Source organism: Enterobacter sp. UPMP2052 (assembly GCF_053709675.1).
Map to the genome: position 1 here is coordinate 24,880 of NZ_JBSKJR010000018.1, position 19,950 is coordinate 44,829.

Sequence of the window (19,950 nt, forward strand, 5' to 3'; positions counted from 1 at the left end):
CGTACCGCAGTCACTGAAGTGACCTGCTCCACACTTCGCAGTAAAGAGACATCATTTTTTCTTCACTATAGTATGCAAAATGATGACTCAGGCATGAGGTACCGCTCTGGCAGATAGGGTAAAGTGTATAAAACGCGATCAACTTTGCAGCTTTGAATCAACTTTGCAGTTTTATTGATGGTTTGCATATAAATTGATGCTTTGCATTAATATCCAAGATTTAATAAAATGGTGCAAAGCGATGATTAAAGGATGTTCACTATGGGATTGATGGATACTCTGAACCAGTGCATTTCGGCTGGACATGAAATGACAAAAGCGATTGCTGTTGCACAATTTAACGATGACAGCCCGGAAGCCAGAAAAATCACCCGACGCTGGCGTATCGGTGAAGCAGCCGATCTGGTGGGCGTCTCCTCCCAGGCCATCCGGGATGCAGAAAAAGCCGGGCGTCTCCCCCACCCTGATATGGAAACCCGCGGCCGCGTCGAACAGCGCGTCGGGTATACGATCGAGCAGATCAACCACATGCGGGATGTATTTGGCACCCGACTGCGACGCTCTGAAGATACCTTTCCCCCGGTCATCGGAGTCGCTGCCCATAAAGGTGGGGTCTACAAGACGTCGGTTTCCGTTCATCTTGCCCAGGATCTGGCGCTGAAAGGATTGCGGGTTCTGCTGGTGGAAGGGAACGATCCGCAGGGGACTGCCTCGATGTATCACGGATGGGTACCCGATCTTCATATTCACGCCGAAGATACCCTGTTGCCTTTTTATCTGGGTGAGCGGGATGATGCCAGCTATGCCGTGAAACCAACCTGCTGGCCTGGTCTGGACATTATTCCTTCCTGCCTGGCGCTCCACCGTATCGAGACCGAGCTGATGGGCCGCTACGATGAAGGCAAACTGCCCACCGATCCTCACCTGATGCTGCGTCTGGCCATTGAAACGGTGGCCCATGATTACGATGTGATCGTGATCGACAGCGCCCCTAACCTGGGGATCGGGACCATCAATGTGGTCTGCGCCGCGGATGTCCTCATCGTCCCGACGCCGGCCGAGCTCTTCGACTACACCTCTGCCCTGCAGTTCTTCGACATGCTGCGCGATCTACTGAAAAACGTGGATCTGAAAGGGTTCGAGCCGGATGTCCGTATTCTGCTGACCAAATACAGTAACAACAATGGATCTCAGTCTCCGTGGATGGAAGAGCAGATCCGCGATGCCTGGGGTGGCATGGTGCTGAAGAACGTTGTCCGTGAAACTGATGAAGTCGGTAAAGGCCAGATCCGTATGCGCACGGTCTTTGAGCAGGCCATCGATCAGCGTTCTTCGACCGGGGCCTGGCGAAATGCGCTGGCCATCTGGGAGCCTGTCTGCAATGAAATTTTTGACCGTCTGATTAAGCCTCGCTGGGAGATGAGATAATGAAGCGTGCACCGGTGATCCGTAAAACAACCATCCCTGCAACCCCTGTTGAAACGGAACAGGCGCCAGCCGCGCCGATGGTGGATTCTCTGATTGCCCGCGTGGGGGCGATGGCGCGTGGAAACTCCATTGTGATCCCTGTTTGTGGCCGTGACGTCAAATTTACGCTGGAAACGGTACCTGGCAATGCCGTGGAACGTACCACCCGCGTCTGGGCTGGCAACGAGCGCGATCAGGATTTGCTTACCGAAGAATCTCTGGATGACCTGATCCCCTCCTTTCTGCTGACCGGCCAGCAAAATCCGGCCTTTGGTCGCCGGATTGAGGAAGGTATTGAGGTCGCGGACGGCAGCCGCCGTCGTAAAACGGCGATCCTGACCGCCAGCGATTACCGGGTTCTGGTCGGCGATCTGGACGATGAGCAGATGGATGCGCTGTGCAAGCTCGGAAATGATTATCGCCCGACCAGCGCATACGAACGCGGTAAACGCTATGCCACCCGTCTGAGCAGCGAGTTTGGCGGAAATATTTCATCCCTGGCGGCGGCAGAGAACATCTCGCGTAAAATTATTACGCGCTGTATCAACACCGCGAAACTGCCGAAAGAGCTGATCGCCCTCTTCTCTCATCCGGGTGAACTGTCTGCCCGTGCCGGGGATGCCCTGCAAAAAAGTTTCAGTGAGAAAGAGGACCTGCTCCAGGAGCAGATTCGCCTGCTGGCGGAACGGAAAACGGCCGGGGTGATTTTTGAAGCCGATGAGGTTATCCAGACTCTGAATAACAGCCTGAAGGCGGAACCCGTTAAGCGCACTGCCGTCTCGACCCGTCAGGAAATAGCTAAAGGCGCAACGGCTATCTATAAAGGGAATAAGGTCGTGTTCCAGCTGGACCGTTCACTTCTGCCGGAGCATGTCATAGAGCAGATTGAGACGCTGCTCAACACGCTCAAATGATTCAGTAGCACTTTTGTAAAGGGGCCCTCAGGGGGCCCTTTTTTTGCCCTGAAAAGACTGTTTTATCTTGATGCACCCGGTTGCCCGGCAGGTTGGGACCGTGGTCCCACATGATCCCTCCCCCCTTCTCTGACGTTGTTCGAGACTGAATATTCCCTCTCCAGACTCGCCTGGGCTATGCGATGAGTAATGCCTGTATAAAAAATGTCATTCTCTTCATGAACTTGTATGTCTCAAGTCCGGCCTCGCTGAGAGTACACCTCGTTGGGACCACGGTCCCAACGGCAACCTGTACTGTCTTCCGGGCACGTGACTTTCACGGTGATTGTGCGACGATAACATTCGTTTTCCGAAATTCTGAGGTTTCGAGAGTCCCCTCTCTCGTTGGCTGAAGCTACACAGAATTCAGTTATCCGGAGAATGAACGGGGGCAAAGTTCCGCACGCCCTTCTCTTCACAATGTTCACAGCGAGTCGACTTTCACTCGATAGCACTGGGACCACGGTCCCATTAACACTGACCAATGACCTTTTTTTATTATCAGAACGTCAGGACAGCGAACCGGTGTCAAAGGCGATTTTGCCTCATCCCCGACGGTGAAGCTGACCATGTGTCATAGAGCCCGGTGTCCACGATCCTGTCTGACGGTGCAACGGCAACTGGCTAATTAACATTTTCCCAGCCAGGCGACACCGACATCCGGGAATGCTGAACCAAATAACGCAGATTCTTATCATCCAGTTGGGACCGTGGTCCCACTCGGTCTTTATGGCGATGTACGAACTTTACGTTTCTCATCGTCAGAAACGCAGGACTTGCTGTCGGTCATCCGCTTCAGATGAAAATGAACCAAAGCTGGAAATCATTACGGGTTGTGCGGAATTCGGTTTGCTCTGACAGTGGTATCTCATTTTTGTAAGAATAACGCTGATGATTTTGTCAGGCACCTGGGACCATGGTCCCAGGTACTCTCGCTGACATCGGAGATGCTCGATGTGATTTGAGTGGACCTGCAGCAAAAGTGTTTTCAGGGATTCACAAGGCGTGCAGATGGTAGCCGTACTATCACGCCAGGGTCACCACACTTTTCCGGGGACTGACTGACGGTAGCCAGTATCCTTTCACGGACTGCCTCAACGTCGATTTCTCTGTCACAACGTGACATATCAAAAAAACACGGCGTGTCTGACTCCACTGAGACCACGGTCCCAACTTTGGGCTCGGCTATTCTGGTGACGACTATGCCTTATGATCATTCGGGATGAACGGTCTTACCTTCCAGGAAAAACTTTTAACGTGTCCGTGCTCTAAGCTGAACTAGGTATCAGATATCAGAGGACATATTAGGTGTGAGATAACCATACCTCCTGTAGAAAATTCCACTACGGGTTTGTCTGGTGCCGGGACCACGGTCCCGGCCGGAAAACCGAGTTCAGAGTGGATTGACTCTTTCTTTAACGGCAATGACGAGTCTGTCTGTGATGACTCGAGGGATAGTCCTGCCTCTTTCAAAACGAACAGGTTACAGCACAACCGGGCAGGTCTTTGACGTCACAAACTTGCACCCATCCGGTATTTTCAGGGTGCAATCCCGTACGGTTTAAATTACGAACTGTGCAGCTGCCTAATATATCGTTCCTTCATCGAGATCTCTGGGTAGGGGCTGGGACCATGGTCCCACCTGAGAACCAAACGTTCATTACCTCTGAAGACCGTCTGATTTTTGCCTGTATCGACCGCTGTTTTGTTAAGCGGATGCAGGTTATGCGAGCCAGCCGGATCCATTGAACAGGGGGCGCTTCTGAAAAGCGGGGACGTGAACAGCGATTTTTGCCTGGCATAAGCCTCCGTAACTGCTGTCGGAGAGCGTGGCAGGATATGCCAGGAATAAGGGGAGCGTAGAGTTTCATTTGTGTGGAAGAAGGTGAGGGGAGACCAGGCACCTTTGCTGAATAAAGGATATATTTTATATCGACTTCTACAGTTCAGGTTACCGAGTATAACTTTTCAAAAGACAACATGTCGCTGGGACCACGGTCCCACTCGTGGGTTCTCTTCTTCACAGCCGATGAATGCGCATGATCAGGAGTGTTGCCCGAAACAGGGCAGTCCAGTACGAGGGGCTTTCAGAGCAGGGTACCCCAGCCACCTGTCAGGGAGGGGTACCCGGTACGGGCTTCGGGTTTGACCTGCATGTTGTACGGACAGGAGTCAGGTCAGTAATGTCTTATCCCATTCCCGCCTGAAATCTGGATAGTTATGTTCCTTATCTTATTGAATTTCATAGTAATGATGTGCAATTTTTCATCAGGGGGCAGGGCGTAAGCTTCCTGTTGCTGCCCTTAGCCGGATGACGGCCACGACACCGCCTCTCCGACGCGGACACGTCTGTGACCGTGCCGGTGCTCCTGCGTGCTGGCGGGATACAGGGAAGGGGACTGAGCGCGATACCCGGGATGACACAGCACAATCATGAACGGTTACAACTTCCGGTCTCATGCACCCTGACTGTTTAGAAAGGGTTTACCTGCGTTTTGCTATCTCTGGGACGTTTTTTGTTTCGTTAGAAATAAAAATTAGGCTAAGGATTTCTATCCCTGTTGGTCATTATGGTGAAGTTTGAGATGTCGATGTGAAGGGGATAACTGTGTTTATATCGAAGGCTATGGCCGCGTTCGTGACGGTCGCGCAGGAAAAGAGTCTCAAGAGGACCGCAGAGAAGCTGTGTCTCACCGTGCCACCAGTCTCCAGAATGCTGAAAAACACCGAAAACTGGTTCGGTGAAAAGCTGGTCATTATAGAACGTAACAGCGTGACGCTCACCCCGTTTGGCATCAACGTTTACCGACAGATACTGCCGCACTATCTGTCACTGCAGAATCTTTCGAAGCGGAAAAGTCGTGCACCTGTCACCATCTCCTCGCCGGTGGTGCATGCCGCATTTTTTGATGAAATCCTGCAGATCGTGGTGCCGGACATCCGCGAATGTCCCGTCATCAAATACGCCGAGCACATTCATGAAGACGACGATCTCTTTATTCATCTGAACCCGGTGGCCTGCCCGGCCTGTTTTGAGGAGTCGGTACGTTGTCTCGAACTGTATCTGACCTGCCATAATGCCACTGAGAGACTTTGGCCGGAACTCAATCTGCTTGTCGGAAGTGAACTGCTCTATTCTGAGGCATTCCATGAGGCGCTTGAGGATTTACGGTCTCAGGGATTTAAGGGGGAAGTGAGATTACTGGATAATGCGAAAATAAGAGCGCTTCTGCAGCAGAGTGGGGCGGGGTTGACCTTCCGCTGCAAACCTGACAAGTGTGAAACGGTGCGTCGCGGGGATCCGGTTTGTTACAGGCAGCCTTTTTACGTTTACCGGAACAAGTATTCACGTGTCAGACTCCCGGCAAATGACATGTATCTGGCGGTCCGGGAGGAGCACCCTGCCGGGGGGCAGGGAAAAGATAACTGAAGGGATAAGGCGAAGTGCGCAGCCTGGCTTCAGGTCTGGTACCACCCCAGTAACCCCACCCTCTGACAGGCCGCGCAATTTAGTGAAAATGCCGATTAATACCGTGATGGTATCATAGCCTTCAAAAGCACCTCTGTGTTTTGTGATTGTTAGAGATCAGAATTACTCTCAAATCAGCCTGTCATCCGACGACAACGGGTCGCTGGTTTTAAAGACCAAACCGACCACATGTCAGACAACTGTCTTTGTCAGAAGGTGAGCGATTTTTGCGAACGTTTCGGAGGTTAGATATATGAAGGCACCAGAGGAGAAAGTTAAGGGCGATGCTTAAAGAAATGATGGTGATCTGTTTACCGGAAAGCCACGCTCGCATTGCCGTACGTACCGCTGAACTCCGTCAGGGCATCCACCTTCAAAATGGCGGGAAGGCGGAGCGTCTCGCAGAGGCAGCCAGCAGCTGCACCGCTATGTTACTGCCCTGAGGAGCGAACTGGCGCTGAATGTTACCCCGTCTGAGGATAACATTCAGCGCTAATAGTGGAGAGGATGTTAAGCCCGTTTCAGGCGGGCCTGTTAGAATGATTACTTCTCATGCTCCCGGCTGCGGAAACCGTTATGCTCCGATGTTAACCCGGGGAAGGGACGTTAAATCAGCTCCATTAATTTGCTTTTTTTCGCCTGGAATTCTTCTTCCGAAATAATGCCGCTCTCTTTTAGCCCGGAGAGCTTTTTGAGCTGCTCATAAGGATCCTGATGAGTCACAGCCGGTTCAGCTGCAGGCGCTTCTGCCTTTATCCCGCGCCCGGCTTCAATGGCCTCAATCAGGGCCAGCTCAGCCTCTTTGCTGAACATCTTAAATTCGAGGTCGTCATGGGAGGTATGGATCCGGATAACCCGGTGACCCAGCGTGGACTTGCGTTCAATTGACGTAATGGATTTTAACGGGATGGTCTCAATCACTTCACCGAGAAAGCCTTTACGGTAGAATGCCACGCGCTGGCCCGTGACAATCAGTACGCCGTTATGCTGCTTGTCCTTGCCCTGACCCATGACTTTGCCGATATAGCCTTCTCCCCACCGGAGAACGGTTTCACCGGGGTTCAGATGGTTTGCTTCAAATTTGCTGACGTGCTTGTTGTGTTTCATCAAAAAACTCCATTTCGAAAAACCGGTGCCGTTGGCCGGTACCGAAGTAAATTCACTGCAGAATGAATGACCTATCATATTGCATACCCGGACGTACTGCACCCGGGAAAAGGTGGCAGGGACAGGGTATTGCGTGATGACCGACCCTGGTCTATGTGCGGTCCGCGAGAAAACGCGAAGAGAGGATCCCGCCGAGAGCTGAATAACGATCGCCGCGTCACTTCCGCTACCGGAGCATGCGAGCACCTTATGGCCTGAAAGGCATCCGCATGCGGTCACTATTCTGATAATATGGCATTGTTTTAATGGATATAACCGTCAAAAGGACAATGATGAGCACCTTTCTCTCTGTAATCGCATTTATTCTGTTTGCAGCCTTTATTATCGGCCTGATCAAACCGTCGCTGGTCAGGATGTCCGGTCGCAAGCAGGTCAGCGCTGTTTATCTGGGCGGCTTTCTGGCGCTCTGCGTCATCAATGCCATTCTGAACCCGGCGGAACCCGGTCCGGCCGTCGCAAAAAAACAGGCTCAGCCGCAGAAGGCGGAAGCCTCTCCGCCACCCTTTAAATATGCGGATAAAACCCTTACGGAGTACCGTAAGGAGCGTACGGATACGCGGCACAAGATAGTGGCGGCCTATATGGCCTACCGTCAGATACCTGAGGCCTCTGCACAACCGTTTTATGCCTGCGTAAGCCAGAGCAGTTATACCAATCAGGGTGAGACACCGCTTGGCGTGGTGGCAGACTGGTGTTTCACCGAGTACCGGACCAGTCCGGAGATGCTGGCAAAACGCATCAACTTCGATACGTTTCAGGCTAACTTCAGCGGCTGGAACGGGGCTTACCGGCCGTTAGAGGCCCTGATCAAAGCCGGCATGCATGATGATTCCTCCTACAAACACCTCTCGACACGGTATCGCCTGATCCTGACCGACGATCCGCATGCCACGATAGAGACTACTTTCCGCGGCACCAACGCCTTCGGCGGCGTGGTCAAAGAGACGGTCTCTGCACGGGTGGATCTGAGAACCGGGGACGTGGTTTCGTTCAATGAGATCTAAAGTCGGCGCGTGTTCCCGTTCGTATGGCAGAAGCAGGACAGGGCAGTTGTGAATCGGGGGCGCGAACACTCAAAAGGTCACGGTTAACGAAGAATGAGTGTTCACCGAGCGAAGTCGCTGAAGTGAAGCAGCCTTTCCCATCTTCATTAAAAAATGTGATTTACGTCACGGAAATGGATCTGTATTCTCGCCGAAAAACGAAGCCATACTTTTCAACGGCAGAGCGATGATGTCACTCTGCCGTTTTTTTGTCTGCCGACATTATCCTGAACGCTGCAACGGGGCTATACAGTGCACACTGTGTGTCAGGCTTGCCTGTTCACAACAGGCACCGCTGCCGCCTGTTGATCACGCTAGCGCAGCAATATCAGGGGGGGCAGGCATGCGTCTCATCATCGGTGAGCATCCTGCCGCCTGGTATCTCAGTGAATGGCAAAAGCGGAGACATACATTACCGGATGGGGTTCTGTGAGTCCGAAGCGAGTATCTGGACATCATCCCGGGAGGGGTATTTACCAAAAGACATGACACCTTCGCCCGTGTACATATCCTGCCGGCTCGGGGAACGTGACGGATGGACTGGCACTGCCTGTCTGAGTTATTAACACATAATCAAAAGGGACCTTATGTGGTATCTGCTGGCTGTCTCACTGCTCGTACTTCAGTTCAGTAAAAAACTGGCTGTCTCTCTGCTCGTGATTACTGCCGCTATCGGGGGATATACAGCGGTTCTTGACTGGCGAGCTTTGGTTTTTATTGCCGGGTTAGCAGCTATCGCGGGTGCATATCCTGGCATCCGTAACACGAAAATGCGAACCGTGCTGGAGCTGCTGCTGCTGCTGTCATCTGTGGGGCTGATGCTCCATCTGATCCCGGGTTTCCATAATCTCAGGGTGCTTGATGGCGTCAGGGCTGGCCCGGAAAGCGCACTATTTACGATGTATTACAACTTTGATAAAGCGCTGGTGCCGTTTGTCCTGCTTATTTGTCTGAATTCGCTGTTCACCACCGATACCCGGCCGCAGACCACGCTCTGGCAATGGCTCGCCTTAATTGCTGCGGTCCCGGTCCTGCTGATGGTTGCCGTGGCGCTGGGTGGGTTAAAAGTTGAACCTCATCATCCCGAATGGTTGTTCCAGTTTATGCTGGCCAATATCTTCTTCGTCTCCCTGGCGGAAGAGGCGTTTTTCCGGGGTTACCTGCAGCAGCGTTTATCGTCCGTCATGCATCCCGTCCTGGCGCTGATTATCGCGTCATTACTGTTTGGCGGGCTGCATTATGCTGGCGGCGCTTTGCTGGTTGTCTTTGCCACCCTTGCGGCGCTGATTTATGGGTTAGCCTGGATGCTGAGCGGAAGGTTATGGGTAGCCGCAGGGTTTCATGCCGGACTGAATCTCTGTCATGTGCTGTTTTTCACGTATCCCGCATGGCAGCGACTGGGGTAACAGTTCCGCACTCAACCACAGATGGATACAGGATACCCTGATTGCGGTCCGGCACAGGGACTCTGAACGGGGGATTTCCGTTCTCCAGCATCTCGTTTACCGGCCCAGTGACCAGGCGGTGTTGGGCTGACAACAACCGGGCGGGGTTCCATTCGGCACCCCGCCTTATTCCACTTTTCCCCCACACGCTGAAGAAAGATTTGCCTGATGCAAGGCTGGATCCGCCATGCCAGGTGGCGCAATGGCAACGCAGATCGACAGAGCGTCCTGCCGCGCTGACGCTTCTCTCTGAGGGTTGCAGGGCTGGCTGGCGGATATCTGGCAGCGGTGAAAGCATGACGCTGTCTGACACCCCGCTTTCAGGTCAGACAATGAGCGACGCTGTCCGGACAATACCCGCCGTCCTGTTGTGTTATCGGGCATCCTTCCTTCCCCCCCCTCCCTGACAGCGGCAATGTTAATGCCCGCCCCGTCCGGCTTGCGGGGGGATGGCGTTGTGGTTCTTCAGAACGACAATGTCACGGCCTGAAGCATGATCCATTTCTTCCTGCACAACAGCAGAGTACGGACCTGAGAATGAGAGCCGCCAGAAGGTCAGGATTGTGACCCGACGGTGTTTGCCACCGTCGGGGGGAAGACTCAGACAGTATGGGTGAGGATTTCCTGTTGCAGATCGGAGGCGATATTCACGGTGTTCTGGCGCAGGGAGACGGATACGTTCCGCATCTGCTCGTCCTCGGGATGCAGGTCAAACACATAAACGCTGACGAACGTCCGGGCCCGCGAGCGGGTTTTCAGGTAGCTCAGGGAGCCGATCGGCGGATTGGCCGGGCCGGTCAGCTGATGGAGCTCCGCATCCGGATCGCTGCAGGCGCAGTGGATCTGGATTTTTCTCCCGGACAGGGTGCGGAACGGCACGCTCATCGTGCGTCCCATCCGGCTGACAAAGCACTCGCTGAAGTAGTACATCGGATCGCTCGGGTCGTGGTCGCGCAGCGGTGTCCAGGCCCCGGTCGTCAGCAGCCGTTCCCCGTCGACGTGCAGGGTATTGTCCACTTGGCGACGGTGAGGGTTGGTCACCCGGGAGATATCAATCACCAGGTGTTCGTACACGATGACCTTCCGCCGGTAAACGATATCCCGGTAGGCGTGGGTGTTCCACTCCACGCGGGTGAGGCTCGGTACGTCGGCCGGGGGCTCGCGCCAGTCGATTTCGACCGTGACCTCTGCGTAGTCGTCGGTTTCCGCGAAGCTCAGGGTCTGCGGGTTCACGGGCGGCTGGTTAAACTCCTCCACGCACAGGACGTTGTGGGTGAGCGTGTTTTTGTAATAGCTGTAGTGCATAGGGGCACCGTAGCCAGTGGTACCCATATCCGGGAGGATAGCCACATTGTCATCATAGATAATGAGCCCGGGCTTGTCGTAGTGGTCGTGCTCGCCCCCGTACGGGGTGTGCTTGAGTACCACGGCGCGGCCGTGTTCCGGGCGGCGGATGATGGTGATACCGTTGTCCGGATCGTGGTAGTTCCCGGTCTCCCGGACCGGCTCCGTGAGGCGCAGGCGCGGATCGCCGTAAAGGAATGCCGCCAGGCTGGTGCGTGGCTCCCGGTCGTAGATGATGGAGAGCATCCGGGCGCAGGTCTCGTCCCCGGTACAGGCGTAGGCAAATTCATACAGGTCCGGATATCTCACCGTGTCCTTGAGCGGAATACAGTCGTTAAAGGCGGGTTCGGTGTCATCGGGCATGAGCAGGTGTAAGGGCAGGGCGAGCATCCAGCGATACTGGGGCATGCCCATCAGGCTGTACTCCTGATGGGCGTAGCGGATCATGCGTTCAAACTCGAAGAAGCCCTGCAGGGCATAGTGGTGGTAATGCAGGGAGCCTTCGAACCACAGGCCGCCCTTCAGCACGCCGCAGCGGAGCTGGTCGCGAAGGCCCCATCCGGCATCCACCCCAGTATCCAGATAGTTCGCGTCGTCCAGGACCGCCCCGGTCATGGCCAGCGCGCCGTTAATTCGTACCTCATGGTTATGAAGCTGCTCCCAGCGCTTGCTGATGAGAAAATCGGCGCACGCACGGAGCAGGTCCCGCTCGATGACCAGCCGTTCATTCTCCGTCAGTTCGTCGAATATCAGATCGTACCCTTTCACAAACTCGCACAGACACAGCGCATCGCAGAGGGTCTGGGCATTCATTTTGCCGGGTCCGTTGTAGGGGATGCCGCCGTGCTCGGCGTAGCCGGGGTAATACCGGGCGTACTGCATGAGGATCTCCCGCACCCGGTCAAAATAAATTTTGTCGCCGGTCAGCATCCAGGCGATGCCGAGCTGGTAGCAGGCCCGGGCGTTCAGATCGTTGAGTTTACGCCACCATCCTCCCCGGAACGGCTCGCCCGTCAGGACCTCGCCACCGACCGGGCAGCGGTAATGATCGGAGGCGTGCCGGTCCCAGATAAGCGGCACGCCATGGGTGGGGCAATAGTAGAAGAGCTCCCAGCTGGCGCAGCCGGTTTCCGGCACCAGGACCGGATTGTTTAGCACCACTTCATTATCCTCACGTATTTTAGTAACGATGCGGGGATCGTCGTGATACGCCTGTCTCAGGCGCTGGATATCGGCTTCACTGAACTGTTTCATGATGGTTTCTCCCTGTGGGGTTACAGACCTGGAATAAACGCGCTGTCGCGCGCGGGGGCGGGACGGGGCTGCCGGAGCAGCGTCCAGAGCAGGGCGGCCCCGATGAGATCGAGGAAGCCCAGCACGTCAAAGACGAGGTGGTAGCCGATGCTGGCCACGGCCGCGCCGATGAGCAGCGTGCCGGTAAAGCCGCCCACGCCGCCGATGAGTCCGGCAAAGCCGGTGACGGTCCCGACCTCGCTCTCGTCGAAGTAGTCCCCGGACATGCTGATGACGGTGATGGAGGCGCACTGGTGGGCAAACCCGGCGACGCAGAAGAGGGTGATGGCCATCCCGGCGCTGGTGACGTGGTTGATGAGCGGGACCAGGGTCATGAGGAGGGCCGCAACGGTGAAGGTGATCCGCTTGGCGTTGACCAGGCTCACCCCGCAGCGGTTGAGCCTTTGTGCACAGAACCCGGCGAAAAGGCAGCCCACATCGGCGGTGAGGAACGGCAGCCAGGCGAAGAGGGCGATCTGCTTCAGGTCAAGATGGCGGACGGTGACCAGGTAGAGCGGCATCCAGAAGCCCAGCGCCGCCCAGGTGGGGTCGGCAAACATCCGGGGCAGCGAGATGGCCCACAGGTCGCGGCGGGGCAGCAGGGTTTTGAGCGAGACGCGGCGGTGGACCACAGGTGACGTGTCCCGGCCGATCAGGGCGAGCTCAGCGCCCGACATCAGGGGATGCTTCTCCGGGGCACGGTAGGCCACGCACCAGAGGACGGCCCAGAGGATGCCGAAGATGCTGGCAATGACGAAGGCGACCCGCCAGTTGTAGTGCAGGATGGACCAGGCGACGACGGGCGGGGCGAGCATGGCCCCCGCTGAGGTACCGACACTGTAGATCCCGCAGGCGAGCCCGCGTTCCCGGGCGGGGAACCACTGGGTGGAGACCTTCATCCCGGCGGGGTTGAAGGTGGATTCGGTCAGGCCGATGCCGAGGCGCAGTATCATCATGGGGATCCACGAGCTGAAGAACCCGGTCAGGGCGTTAAACACCGACCAGAGGATGGCCATCAGGGAGAAGACCGCGCGCACCCCGAACCGGTCCATGATGTAGCCGGCGAAGACGCCGCCGACGGGATAGGCCAGGTTGAAGGCGGCGGTGATCCAGGCGTACTGCTGCTCGGTAAAGCCGATCTCCTTCAGCATCGTCGGGGCGGCAATCCCGAGCGTGTTACGGGACAGGTAGTTGGTGACGGTGCCCAGCATGACCAGGACAATAATGTACCATCGCAGGTTTTTGATTTTCATGGTGTAGCGCCTCCTTTTCTGAGGGGTAAGGAACAGATTTTGTTGTTATTTCCGGACGCGAGCGGCACCCCGTAAACAGCCGGGGGACCGCCAGACACCGGCGTCGGTAAAACACAGGCAACGCGTGATAGCCAGGGTTTTCCCCGTCATCGGGTGAGCTGAATTCAGGCAACACTCATCCCCACCCGGTGAAGGATGTTGTCTACGCGTGCAATCAGGCCCTCGCGGGCACCCGCTCCGGCGACGTCCGGTCCGTCAGGCCCGAACCGTCACCCGCCCGGCATCAGGTGAAGAGCCCCGTGGCACAGGCCCAGCCGATGACTACCGCCAGGGGGCCGGTCAGCTGGCGGGAGAGCAGGAAGGCCGGGACCCCCGCGGCGATCGTGGCCCGGGTGGCCCCCTGGGTGGCGAGCCCGACGGGGATGAAGTCGCACCCGACCTGGACGTTGATGGCGAACAGCGCGGGCAGGGCCAGGGCGGGGGGCAGCGTCCCGGCCCCGATCTGCGTTCCGATGATGACCCCCACCACCTGGGTAAAGGCCGCGCCGGGGCCGAGGAGCGGCGAGAGAAAGGGAAAGCTGCAGATGACCGAGAGCAGCATCAGCCCCCAGACCGAGCTCACCAGAGGGGTGAGCAGGTGCGCGAGGGCGGTCCCGACCGTGGAGTCCTCGGCGAACGCCATCAGCAGGGCAATGAGGGCCATAAAGGGGAGGATGTCCCGGAGGGCCACCTGGATCGCATCCCGGGCGGCGTCGCGCAGAAGGGGCAGCATCTCCCCGAGGAGGAGGGCGAGACGCACTTCGGTCGCCACCACGCGCCGCACGCCCCGGGGCGGCTCGGGCACCTGATGCACCACCGCGTCGTTCACCGGGAGGGGGAGCGGCTCCGGGTCGGGAAGCCGCTGCCGGTCCGCCTGGGCCAGCTCGGTGAGGGTGACGCCGGAGACGTAAGTGTCGTCGTCGATAAAGCAGGCGAGGCGGCCCCGGTAGCAGCCCGGCCGGACGTTGATGACCGGGATATGCTTCTGCGGGTACAGGCCGCAGAGGAACGACCCCGGATCGTCCAGAACCACACAGAGGACCTGCTCGTCCGGGGGCAGGATGGCGTAGCCGTTGACCAGTTCGGACTCGGTGAGGGCGGCGAGCTCGATGGCCACAGGGTGAAAATCGCCCCCGGTGAGGCAGAGCACATTGCGCCCGCTGCGCACCGGCAGCCAGAGGCCGGTGCCGGTTCCGCCGGGGCCTGGGCGGACGTGGATCAGTTCCATGGGTATCCCTCCTCGATGATGAAGTCGCCCCGCAGGTCGCGCATGTCCGGGGCGGGACCACCCAGGTGCAGGGCGGCGTCATGCAGGGGCGTCAGGGCGTGGTCGAAGCACATCACCAGCAGGCCGGTGCTGAAGAGTGACTCCCGTGCCCGGCAGCCGGTGGCGGTGATGAGAAACAGGCGGTGGCCGAGGCGCAGCGCGTCGCCGGGACCGAAGGCCTGCCGCGCGTCCCGGAAGGTACTCTCCAGCGGCAGGGCGTAGGCCCGCAGCCGCCCGGTCATGCTGTCCGGACAGGCAATCAGGACCCCCCGGGTGAGCCAGTACTCCACATATGTCCCCGGCTTGCGAATGAGCGCGCGATAGAGCTGCATCAGGCTTTCCTCCGCGCCGCGAGCCGGAGGAAAATCCGCTCGGTGACGATGCCCCGGATAAGTCCCACCACCACGGCCGTGAGCACGTAGCGCAGGGCCAGCTGGGTGACGGAGAGCCCGTGGGCCCTGAGCCCGGCGCAGATGCTGAGCCAGGCGACCAGCTCCGGTGTGACTACGCCCGGAAAGGCGGTGGACATGGGATGGGCCAGGGTGGTGAGGGCATCCTCAAAACCGGGTTTGCTCTTCTCGGGCAGCACGAACCCGAGCGCCAGCGCGCCGGGGGCCCGGAGCAGCAGCCAGCCGATCACGGGTAATAGCCCGTAGGTCAGGATGCGTGAGTGCCCGAAGGTTCTGGCCAGCGCTTCGGTCCGGGCGGTCCCGGCGAGGCGCAGGGTGACCGTCAGGAGGATACGCAGCAGCACAAAGGCGGGCAGGACGGTCACCGCCAGGGTGATAAAATGGCCGTAAGCGCAGTGGATAAAGCCAAACACGCCCCCGGTCAGGCTGAGCAGTGTCATGTTCAGTCCTCTCTGGATGAAAAAAATCCGGGGTGCCCGGGCTAACCGGACGGGAGGAGCGAGCATTGACGGCTACAACAGTCAGAGCCCCCGGGAACAGTGGCGGTACAGACTTCGCCTGCTTAGTTTTTTCAGGGCGAGCGCAGGCGTGGCATTTCAGCCCTGTTTATGCGATTCTCAGGAGTTAAATTTGCAGAACTTTATTGCCTGCATTTTATACAATTTAGTTTATCGAAAAATAATGCGTTTTCAAGCTGTGAATCGCATCATTTTTCGATTTGTGGGCGTTCAATTATTGAAATCTATTCAAAAACAAAAGGTTGTTGATAATGGATATGACGAAGAAAAACACTCAGGAACTGCTAGGCGGTAGTGAGGACTCTTTCGGAGTGAGATTATCAATAGCTATGAAACTTTCAGGTGATACTAAAAGTTCTTTAGCTCGAAAGTCTGGTCTTTCAGAGGCTGCTATTAGGGGTTATTTAAAAAACGAATCATCTCCGAGTATTGCCCAACTTCTTAAGTTATCTAAAGCGTTGGGTATTAGAGCTTCTTGGTTAATAGGTGAGGGTGACGATCTTCAGTCAAAACCCGATATAGAACAAGATGTATCTTTGCTGGTAATGTTGTTCAGGCATTTGTCAGGAATGCATCGGCATATGACATTGAAGCTGGTGTTATCTGCATTAGCAAATCAATATCACGATGTCAGTGAGAAAGATTTAGAAAACCTCACATCTCCGGTTATTGACATGGCAGTAAAGATCAACACTCTGAACCAAGCCGATAAAGAAAAACTCATACAAAATCTCGGAATTGATCTTAATATTGATACAACATCTTAAATAATACTACTATTGCTATTATAAAAATGGCTTCTAGAACGGCCAATATTTCATGATGATGATGGAGGACTTTCCCAGCATGTCGATAAAAATGAGAAGGAATCTTGAATTACTTAACAGCATGCCATCTCGGTGACTTTATGGCAGTGAACAAGAGTTTTGAAACGAGTACTTGACGGCTTATCTGCTCACTTGGAAAGAGAGATTAGCGAGAGTGGGGAAGGGGAGAGGTCATAGCCTCAAGTACTTAGGAGGGCTTCTGATGTGTTCACATTTACAGATTTGTAATGTCGCCTCAATTCTGAGGCTGCTCTACGGAGCTATTAAAAAAATGAATCACCCCCGAGTGTAGCTCAATTTCTTAAGTTCTCAAAATTTTGGATGGAGAACTCAGAACTCTTAAATACTAATGAGTATTAAGTTTCTTTAATAAAGCGCCAAACTAACTAAATTAATGGAAGCTTAATAATCCTTTATGATAGTCTCTTATCTTTAGTGTTAGAATCATTGCCTGGAGTGTTAAAATTACTCCTTACGAGGAAAATACTCCCCTCCCTTTTAATAATATAAATGTTTACTATTTGTAATAATTGAATTATAATCTAAGCATTTCTTGAAATGCTAAGGGCAAAAAAATGGGCAGATATGATGATACTGAGGCTTCATATAATGACGAAATCATTCAAAATAATGAAGAGGAAGTATTAAGTACTTCAGCTGATAATGATGTTAGTCAGCTGGTTGTATACTCAAGAGATTGGACAGTACAAACCATTGTCCAACAAATTGATGAAGGAAATGTGGATCTCAATCCTGATTTTCAACGAAGAAATGTTTGGGATAACCAAAAAAGATCGCGCTTAATTGAATCTTTAATGATCGGTTATCCAGTACCTGAAATTGTTTTAGCGGAAGTTATAGGAGAAAAGAAAAAATACGTTGTCATAGATGGGAAACAACGATTATTAGCAATTTACGGCTTTAGTAAAGTCAATTCAGATATTTGGGATGGTGTGCCCAAATTAAAAAACCAAACTATTCTGAATCATAATGATGGGTTAACATTTGATGACTTTTCAGTTGAAGAAAAACGCCGCTTCTTAAATGCTGATGTACGTTGTACTTTACTTTCAGGTTACAAAAATTATTCAACGTTATATGATATCTTCTATCGGTTAAATACAGGTTCATCGCCTTTAACAATGCAAGAGTTAAGAAACTCTATTTACAAAGGTGATTTTTCACGACTGATCATCAAGCACACAGATCAAAATATACCGCTTAGGAAAATTTTGAACTTAAAATCTGCTGATAAAAGATTCAAAGATACTGAAATATTGCTTAAATTTTTATATATCGAGTTTTCCAGCACCAAGTATAGTGGTGCTTTAAGAAAAGAGTTAGATACATTTACACATGTAATGAATTCTGACTGGAACAAATTAGCAAATGTCTTAATCAGTAAGTGTGACGATTTTGATAAGTCATGCCAAACATTAATTCATATATTTGAAACTGCGGGTGAAGACGGCGCGATTGGAAAAAAATGGCTTACAGATAAAAGTAATTGGGAGTCTCGTTTTAATCGCTCTCTTTTTGAAGTTCAAGTGCATTATGTATTGCGAATGTTAGAAGATAATGTTGTGATTAATGGATCTGTAGCAAATGACTTTATACATAGCATAAAGGAATCATTTTCTAATGAAAAGTTTTTAAGTTCTGTCGAGTCAACTACCGCAGGTGTTACACAGCATTGTGATAGATTTAATATTTTCTTTGAAAATATGAATGAAAAGCTCCATAAAAATTATTTAGTTCCTCTAAGTGTAAGTATTTGATAGGAGATTTTTAATGTCTTATCAAGAATATTTTGATTCTTTGACGCAAATGGTATTAGATCTATCAGCTACTAAAGAAGGTCTAAAAAACAAATATTTGGATCAACATATTGGTAATCAACTTGCTTCTCCGGATGACTTTAAATTTGATGTTAAATCCTTTTGCGTTTTGCTCCATGCTGCCATTGAAGATTTTATTGAAGGTGTCGCATTAAATGTTTATAAAGCTTCGCACGCTTTATTTGATGATGAAGGAGTAATTACAATTCCATTTATGTACTCCCTACATCACTCAGGCATATTAGAAAAACGTATTTCTGAAATATCTGATGATGATTTATTAACAAAAAGTGAGAATTTACGATATCCATTAAATCCAGTAGAATACTTTTTATTTAGTGGTTTTACTTCTGAAAGTGCTATCCATACATTGTTAACTGCTAATCATGGTATTTCAAGAAAATATTTGAAAAATATAATTATGATGTTAGGTATTCATATTGATTTTAGAGAAGTTATATATCAAGATTGGAAATCAATCGCAGAGTATCGAGGTGCTTATGCGCATGCAGATATATCATATATAGATAGAACAAAAGCTAAAAAACCGCTTTATCCTGAAAAATGTTCTCAGATAGGAGAGTCTGTTCTTGAGTTTTCGTGTAAAATTGTCGAATGGGCAGAACAATCGTTAAATAGAAATTATAAAGATCTTATTGTCAACATAAAGGATCATGATCGTGTTAAAAAATTGGAGAAAGAAAAAGAACTGAAAATTCAAAATGCAATCAAATCCCAAGAAGAAGAAAGAAAAGCGACAGATGCGCTGCTAGTTAAAAAAGAAAAAGATGAAGCTAAGAAAAAAAACATAGAGAGGGTTGAAAAATTAGATGTGCTATTAAAATGGATCGAGAGTGAACATCCATTGGTCTATAAAAAGATATATTCTGAAGATATTATCAACTAGCATTTTTATAGCGTTAAATATATCTAAAGTATCTATCTATAAGATTAGAAAAATACGTTTTGATTAAGTGATTGTTTTTTTATAATAGTTTATGTGCATTCTTTCATTAGTAAGAAAAGATCGTCATTTTTCTAGCCCTTGTTTTCCCCCAACAATGCCTCTAGGCAGGCAGTTTGGTTGTAGGCAAGGGATGGGAAACGCTTACGCGTGATGTATGTTATGAAGGGTTGCGTGTGAGAATGGGCGTTCGCTTTGTGTCAGAAGCGGATATTGTTTTGAACAGCGAAGCCAGACTCAGTGTTTCAATCAATGTTGATTGATCTCTGAAATAATATTAATTTCGGAGATCGCCCCCTCAAGATTTGATGAAGACAGCCAACTTTTAGTTAAAATGTTCACACTGCCGCAGCTGCATCTCTGCTTATCCCCGGTCAGAATTTCGTTGTAGCGTACGGCTGGCCTGCGTTCTACAAACCGCTGGGCTACACTCGTAATCCGGAATCCCTGGCGCACGGCCAACAGGAAGAGCGCGTCATGCTCTCCCCGCTAGGGCATGTATCAAAAGAGAAATTCTTCGGAATCAACGGGTGGCGGATTTTTTGCAGGCTGAAGCTTTTGATACACTGGTACGGGAGCTCAGCATGCGATGCGCTGAAGTCACGTGGGCGGAAGTCCTGACCGGGCTGCGCGGCCTGTACGGAGATTTGTAA

Annotated in this window: 15 protein-coding genes and 1 pseudogene; 10 read left to right on the forward strand and 6 right to left on the reverse strand. The window is 52.5% G+C overall.

Translation table 11 applies throughout. The annotated features are described in order from the left end of the window. Positions 1–261: 261 nt before the first annotated feature. The 4 genes from sopA (at position 262) to ACWKX3_RS23120 (ending at position 6,332) form a co-directional block, all read left to right on the forward strand. Positions 262–1,428: a plasmid-partitioning protein SopA gene (sopA, locus tag ACWKX3_RS23105; protein WP_046889172.1), complete on the forward strand. Its 1,167-nt coding sequence runs from the start codon at positions 262–264 to the stop codon at positions 1,426–1,428. Further along, complete coding sequence (locus ACWKX3_RS23110) at positions 1,428–2,381, forward strand: ParB/RepB/Spo0J family plasmid partition protein (protein WP_454542543.1); 954 nt, start codon at positions 1,428–1,430, stop codon at positions 2,379–2,381. Before sopA ends, ACWKX3_RS23110 begins: the two co-directional genes overlap by 1 nt. Before the next feature lie 2,665 nt (positions 2,382–5,046). Next, positions 5,047–5,850 (forward strand): helix-turn-helix domain-containing protein, encoded by an 804-nt coding sequence (locus ACWKX3_RS23115; RefSeq protein WP_454542568.1) that lies wholly within the window; start codon positions 5,047–5,049, stop codon positions 5,848–5,850. A gap of 323 nt (positions 5,851–6,173) precedes the next feature. Then, positions 6,174–6,332: a hypothetical protein gene (locus ACWKX3_RS23120; protein WP_454542544.1), complete on the forward strand. Its 159-nt coding sequence runs from the start codon at positions 6,174–6,176 to the stop codon at positions 6,330–6,332. A gap of 163 nt (positions 6,333–6,495) precedes the next feature. Here ACWKX3_RS23120 and ACWKX3_RS23125 read toward each other — a convergent pair whose 3' ends face one another. After that, positions 6,496–6,996 (reverse strand): SHOCT domain-containing protein, encoded by a 501-nt coding sequence (locus ACWKX3_RS23125; protein WP_454542545.1) that lies wholly within the window; start codon positions 6,994–6,996, stop codon positions 6,496–6,498. Between the two features lie 332 nt (positions 6,997–7,328). On the opposite strand from ACWKX3_RS23125, the gene ACWKX3_RS23130 reads away from it, so the two are divergent. Further along, positions 7,329–8,060 (forward strand): hypothetical protein, encoded by a 732-nt coding sequence (locus ACWKX3_RS23130; protein ID WP_454542546.1) that lies wholly within the window; start codon positions 7,329–7,331, stop codon positions 8,058–8,060. Positions 8,061–8,686: 626 nt separating this feature from the next. Continuing rightward, positions 8,687–9,505 (forward strand): CPBP family intramembrane glutamic endopeptidase, encoded by an 819-nt coding sequence (locus tag ACWKX3_RS23135; protein WP_454542547.1) that lies wholly within the window; start codon positions 8,687–8,689, stop codon positions 9,503–9,505. A 639-nt stretch (positions 9,506–10,144) separates the two neighbouring features. Here the strand turns inward: ACWKX3_RS23135 and ACWKX3_RS23140 are convergent. The 5 genes from ACWKX3_RS23140 to ACWKX3_RS23160 form a co-directional block, all read right to left on the reverse strand. Next, the gene (locus ACWKX3_RS23140) at positions 10,145–12,142 is read right to left on the reverse strand and encodes a heparinase II/III domain-containing protein (protein ID WP_454542548.1); all 1,998 of its coding nucleotides are present in this window, start codon (positions 12,140–12,142) and stop codon (positions 10,145–10,147) included. A 20-nt stretch (positions 12,143–12,162) separates the two neighbouring features. Further along, positions 12,163–13,434 (reverse strand): MFS transporter, encoded by a 1,272-nt coding sequence (locus ACWKX3_RS23145; protein WP_454542549.1) that lies wholly within the window; start codon positions 13,432–13,434, stop codon positions 12,163–12,165. Positions 13,435–13,717: 283 nt separating this feature from the next. Next, positions 13,718–14,701, reverse strand: coding sequence for a PTS glucitol/sorbitol transporter subunit IIB (locus tag ACWKX3_RS23150; protein ID WP_454542550.1), 984 nt, complete (start codon positions 14,699–14,701; stop codon positions 13,718–13,720). Continuing rightward, complete coding sequence (locus ACWKX3_RS23155; protein ID WP_454542551.1) at positions 14,692–15,072, reverse strand: PTS glucitol/sorbitol transporter subunit IIA; 381 nt, start codon at positions 15,070–15,072, stop codon at positions 14,692–14,694. Before ACWKX3_RS23155 ends, ACWKX3_RS23150 begins: the two co-directional genes overlap by 10 nt. After that, positions 15,072–15,590: a PTS glucitol/sorbitol transporter subunit IIC gene (locus ACWKX3_RS23160; protein ID WP_454542552.1), complete on the reverse strand. Its 519-nt coding sequence runs from the start codon at positions 15,588–15,590 to the stop codon at positions 15,072–15,074. Before ACWKX3_RS23160 ends, ACWKX3_RS23155 begins: the two co-directional genes overlap by 1 nt. 329 nt (positions 15,591–15,919) lie before the next feature. Here ACWKX3_RS23160 and ACWKX3_RS23165 point away from each other — a divergent pair, with 329 nt between their 5' ends. From ACWKX3_RS23165 to ACWKX3_RS23180, 4 genes and pseudogenes are all read left to right on the forward strand, one after another. Beyond that, positions 15,920–16,435: a helix-turn-helix domain-containing protein gene (locus tag ACWKX3_RS23165; RefSeq protein ID WP_046889183.1), complete on the forward strand. Its 516-nt coding sequence runs from the start codon at positions 15,920–15,922 to the stop codon at positions 16,433–16,435. 635 nt (positions 16,436–17,070) lie between these two features. Then, entirely contained in the window at positions 17,071–18,273 is a 1,203-nt protein-coding gene (locus tag ACWKX3_RS23170) for a DUF262 domain-containing protein (protein ID WP_454542553.1), read from the forward strand. A gap of 13 nt (positions 18,274–18,286) precedes the next feature. Next, positions 18,287–19,240 (forward strand): HEPN domain-containing protein, encoded by a 954-nt coding sequence (locus tag ACWKX3_RS23175; protein WP_454542554.1) that lies wholly within the window; start codon positions 18,287–18,289, stop codon positions 19,238–19,240. A gap of 394 nt (positions 19,241–19,634) precedes the next feature. Then, positions 19,635–19,950, forward strand: a pseudogene (locus ACWKX3_RS23180) (transcriptional regulator); the annotation flags it as partial.

Bases quoted from the DNA above. Each gene is read 5' to 3' on its own strand.
- ACWKX3_RS23145 (WP_454542549.1), bottom strand. From the start codon at position 13,434: ATGAAAATCAAAAACCTGCGATGGTACATTATTGTCCTGGTCATGCTG.
- ACWKX3_RS23130 (WP_454542546.1), top strand. From the start codon at position 7,329: ATGAGCACCTTTCTCTCTGTAATCGCATTTATTCTGTTTGCAGCCTTT.
- ACWKX3_RS23135 (WP_454542547.1), top strand. From the start codon at position 8,687: ATGTGGTATCTGCTGGCTGTCTCACTGCTCGTACTTCAGTTCAGTAAA.
- ACWKX3_RS23115 (WP_454542568.1), top strand. From the start codon at position 5,047: ATGGCCGCGTTCGTGACGGTCGCGCAGGAAAAGAGTCTCAAGAGGACC.
- ACWKX3_RS23120 (WP_454542544.1), top strand. From the start codon at position 6,174: ATGCTTAAAGAAATGATGGTGATCTGTTTACCGGAAAGCCACGCTCGC.
- ACWKX3_RS23160 (WP_454542552.1), bottom strand. From the start codon at position 15,590: ATGACACTGCTCAGCCTGACCGGGGGCGTGTTTGGCTTTATCCACTGC.
- ACWKX3_RS23125 (WP_454542545.1), bottom strand. From the start codon at position 6,996: ATGAAACACAACAAGCACGTCAGCAAATTTGAAGCAAACCATCTGAAC.
- sopA (WP_046889172.1), top strand. From the start codon at position 262: ATGGGATTGATGGATACTCTGAACCAGTGCATTTCGGCTGGACATGAA.
- ACWKX3_RS23175 (WP_454542554.1), top strand. From the start codon at position 18,287: ATGTCTTATCAAGAATATTTTGATTCTTTGACGCAAATGGTATTAGAT.
- ACWKX3_RS23150 (WP_454542550.1), bottom strand. From the start codon at position 14,701: ATGGAACTGATCCACGTCCGCCCAGGCCCCGGCGGAACCGGCACCGGC.
- ACWKX3_RS23140 (WP_454542548.1), bottom strand. From the start codon at position 12,142: ATGAAACAGTTCAGTGAAGCCGATATCCAGCGCCTGAGACAGGCGTAT.
- ACWKX3_RS23165 (WP_046889183.1), top strand. From the start codon at position 15,920: ATGGATATGACGAAGAAAAACACTCAGGAACTGCTAGGCGGTAGTGAG.
- ACWKX3_RS23110 (WP_454542543.1), top strand. From the start codon at position 1,428: ATGAAGCGTGCACCGGTGATCCGTAAAACAACCATCCCTGCAACCCCT.
- ACWKX3_RS23155 (WP_454542551.1), bottom strand. From the start codon at position 15,072: ATGCAGCTCTATCGCGCGCTCATTCGCAAGCCGGGGACATATGTGGAG.
- ACWKX3_RS23170 (WP_454542553.1), top strand. From the start codon at position 17,071: ATGGGCAGATATGATGATACTGAGGCTTCATATAATGACGAAATCATT.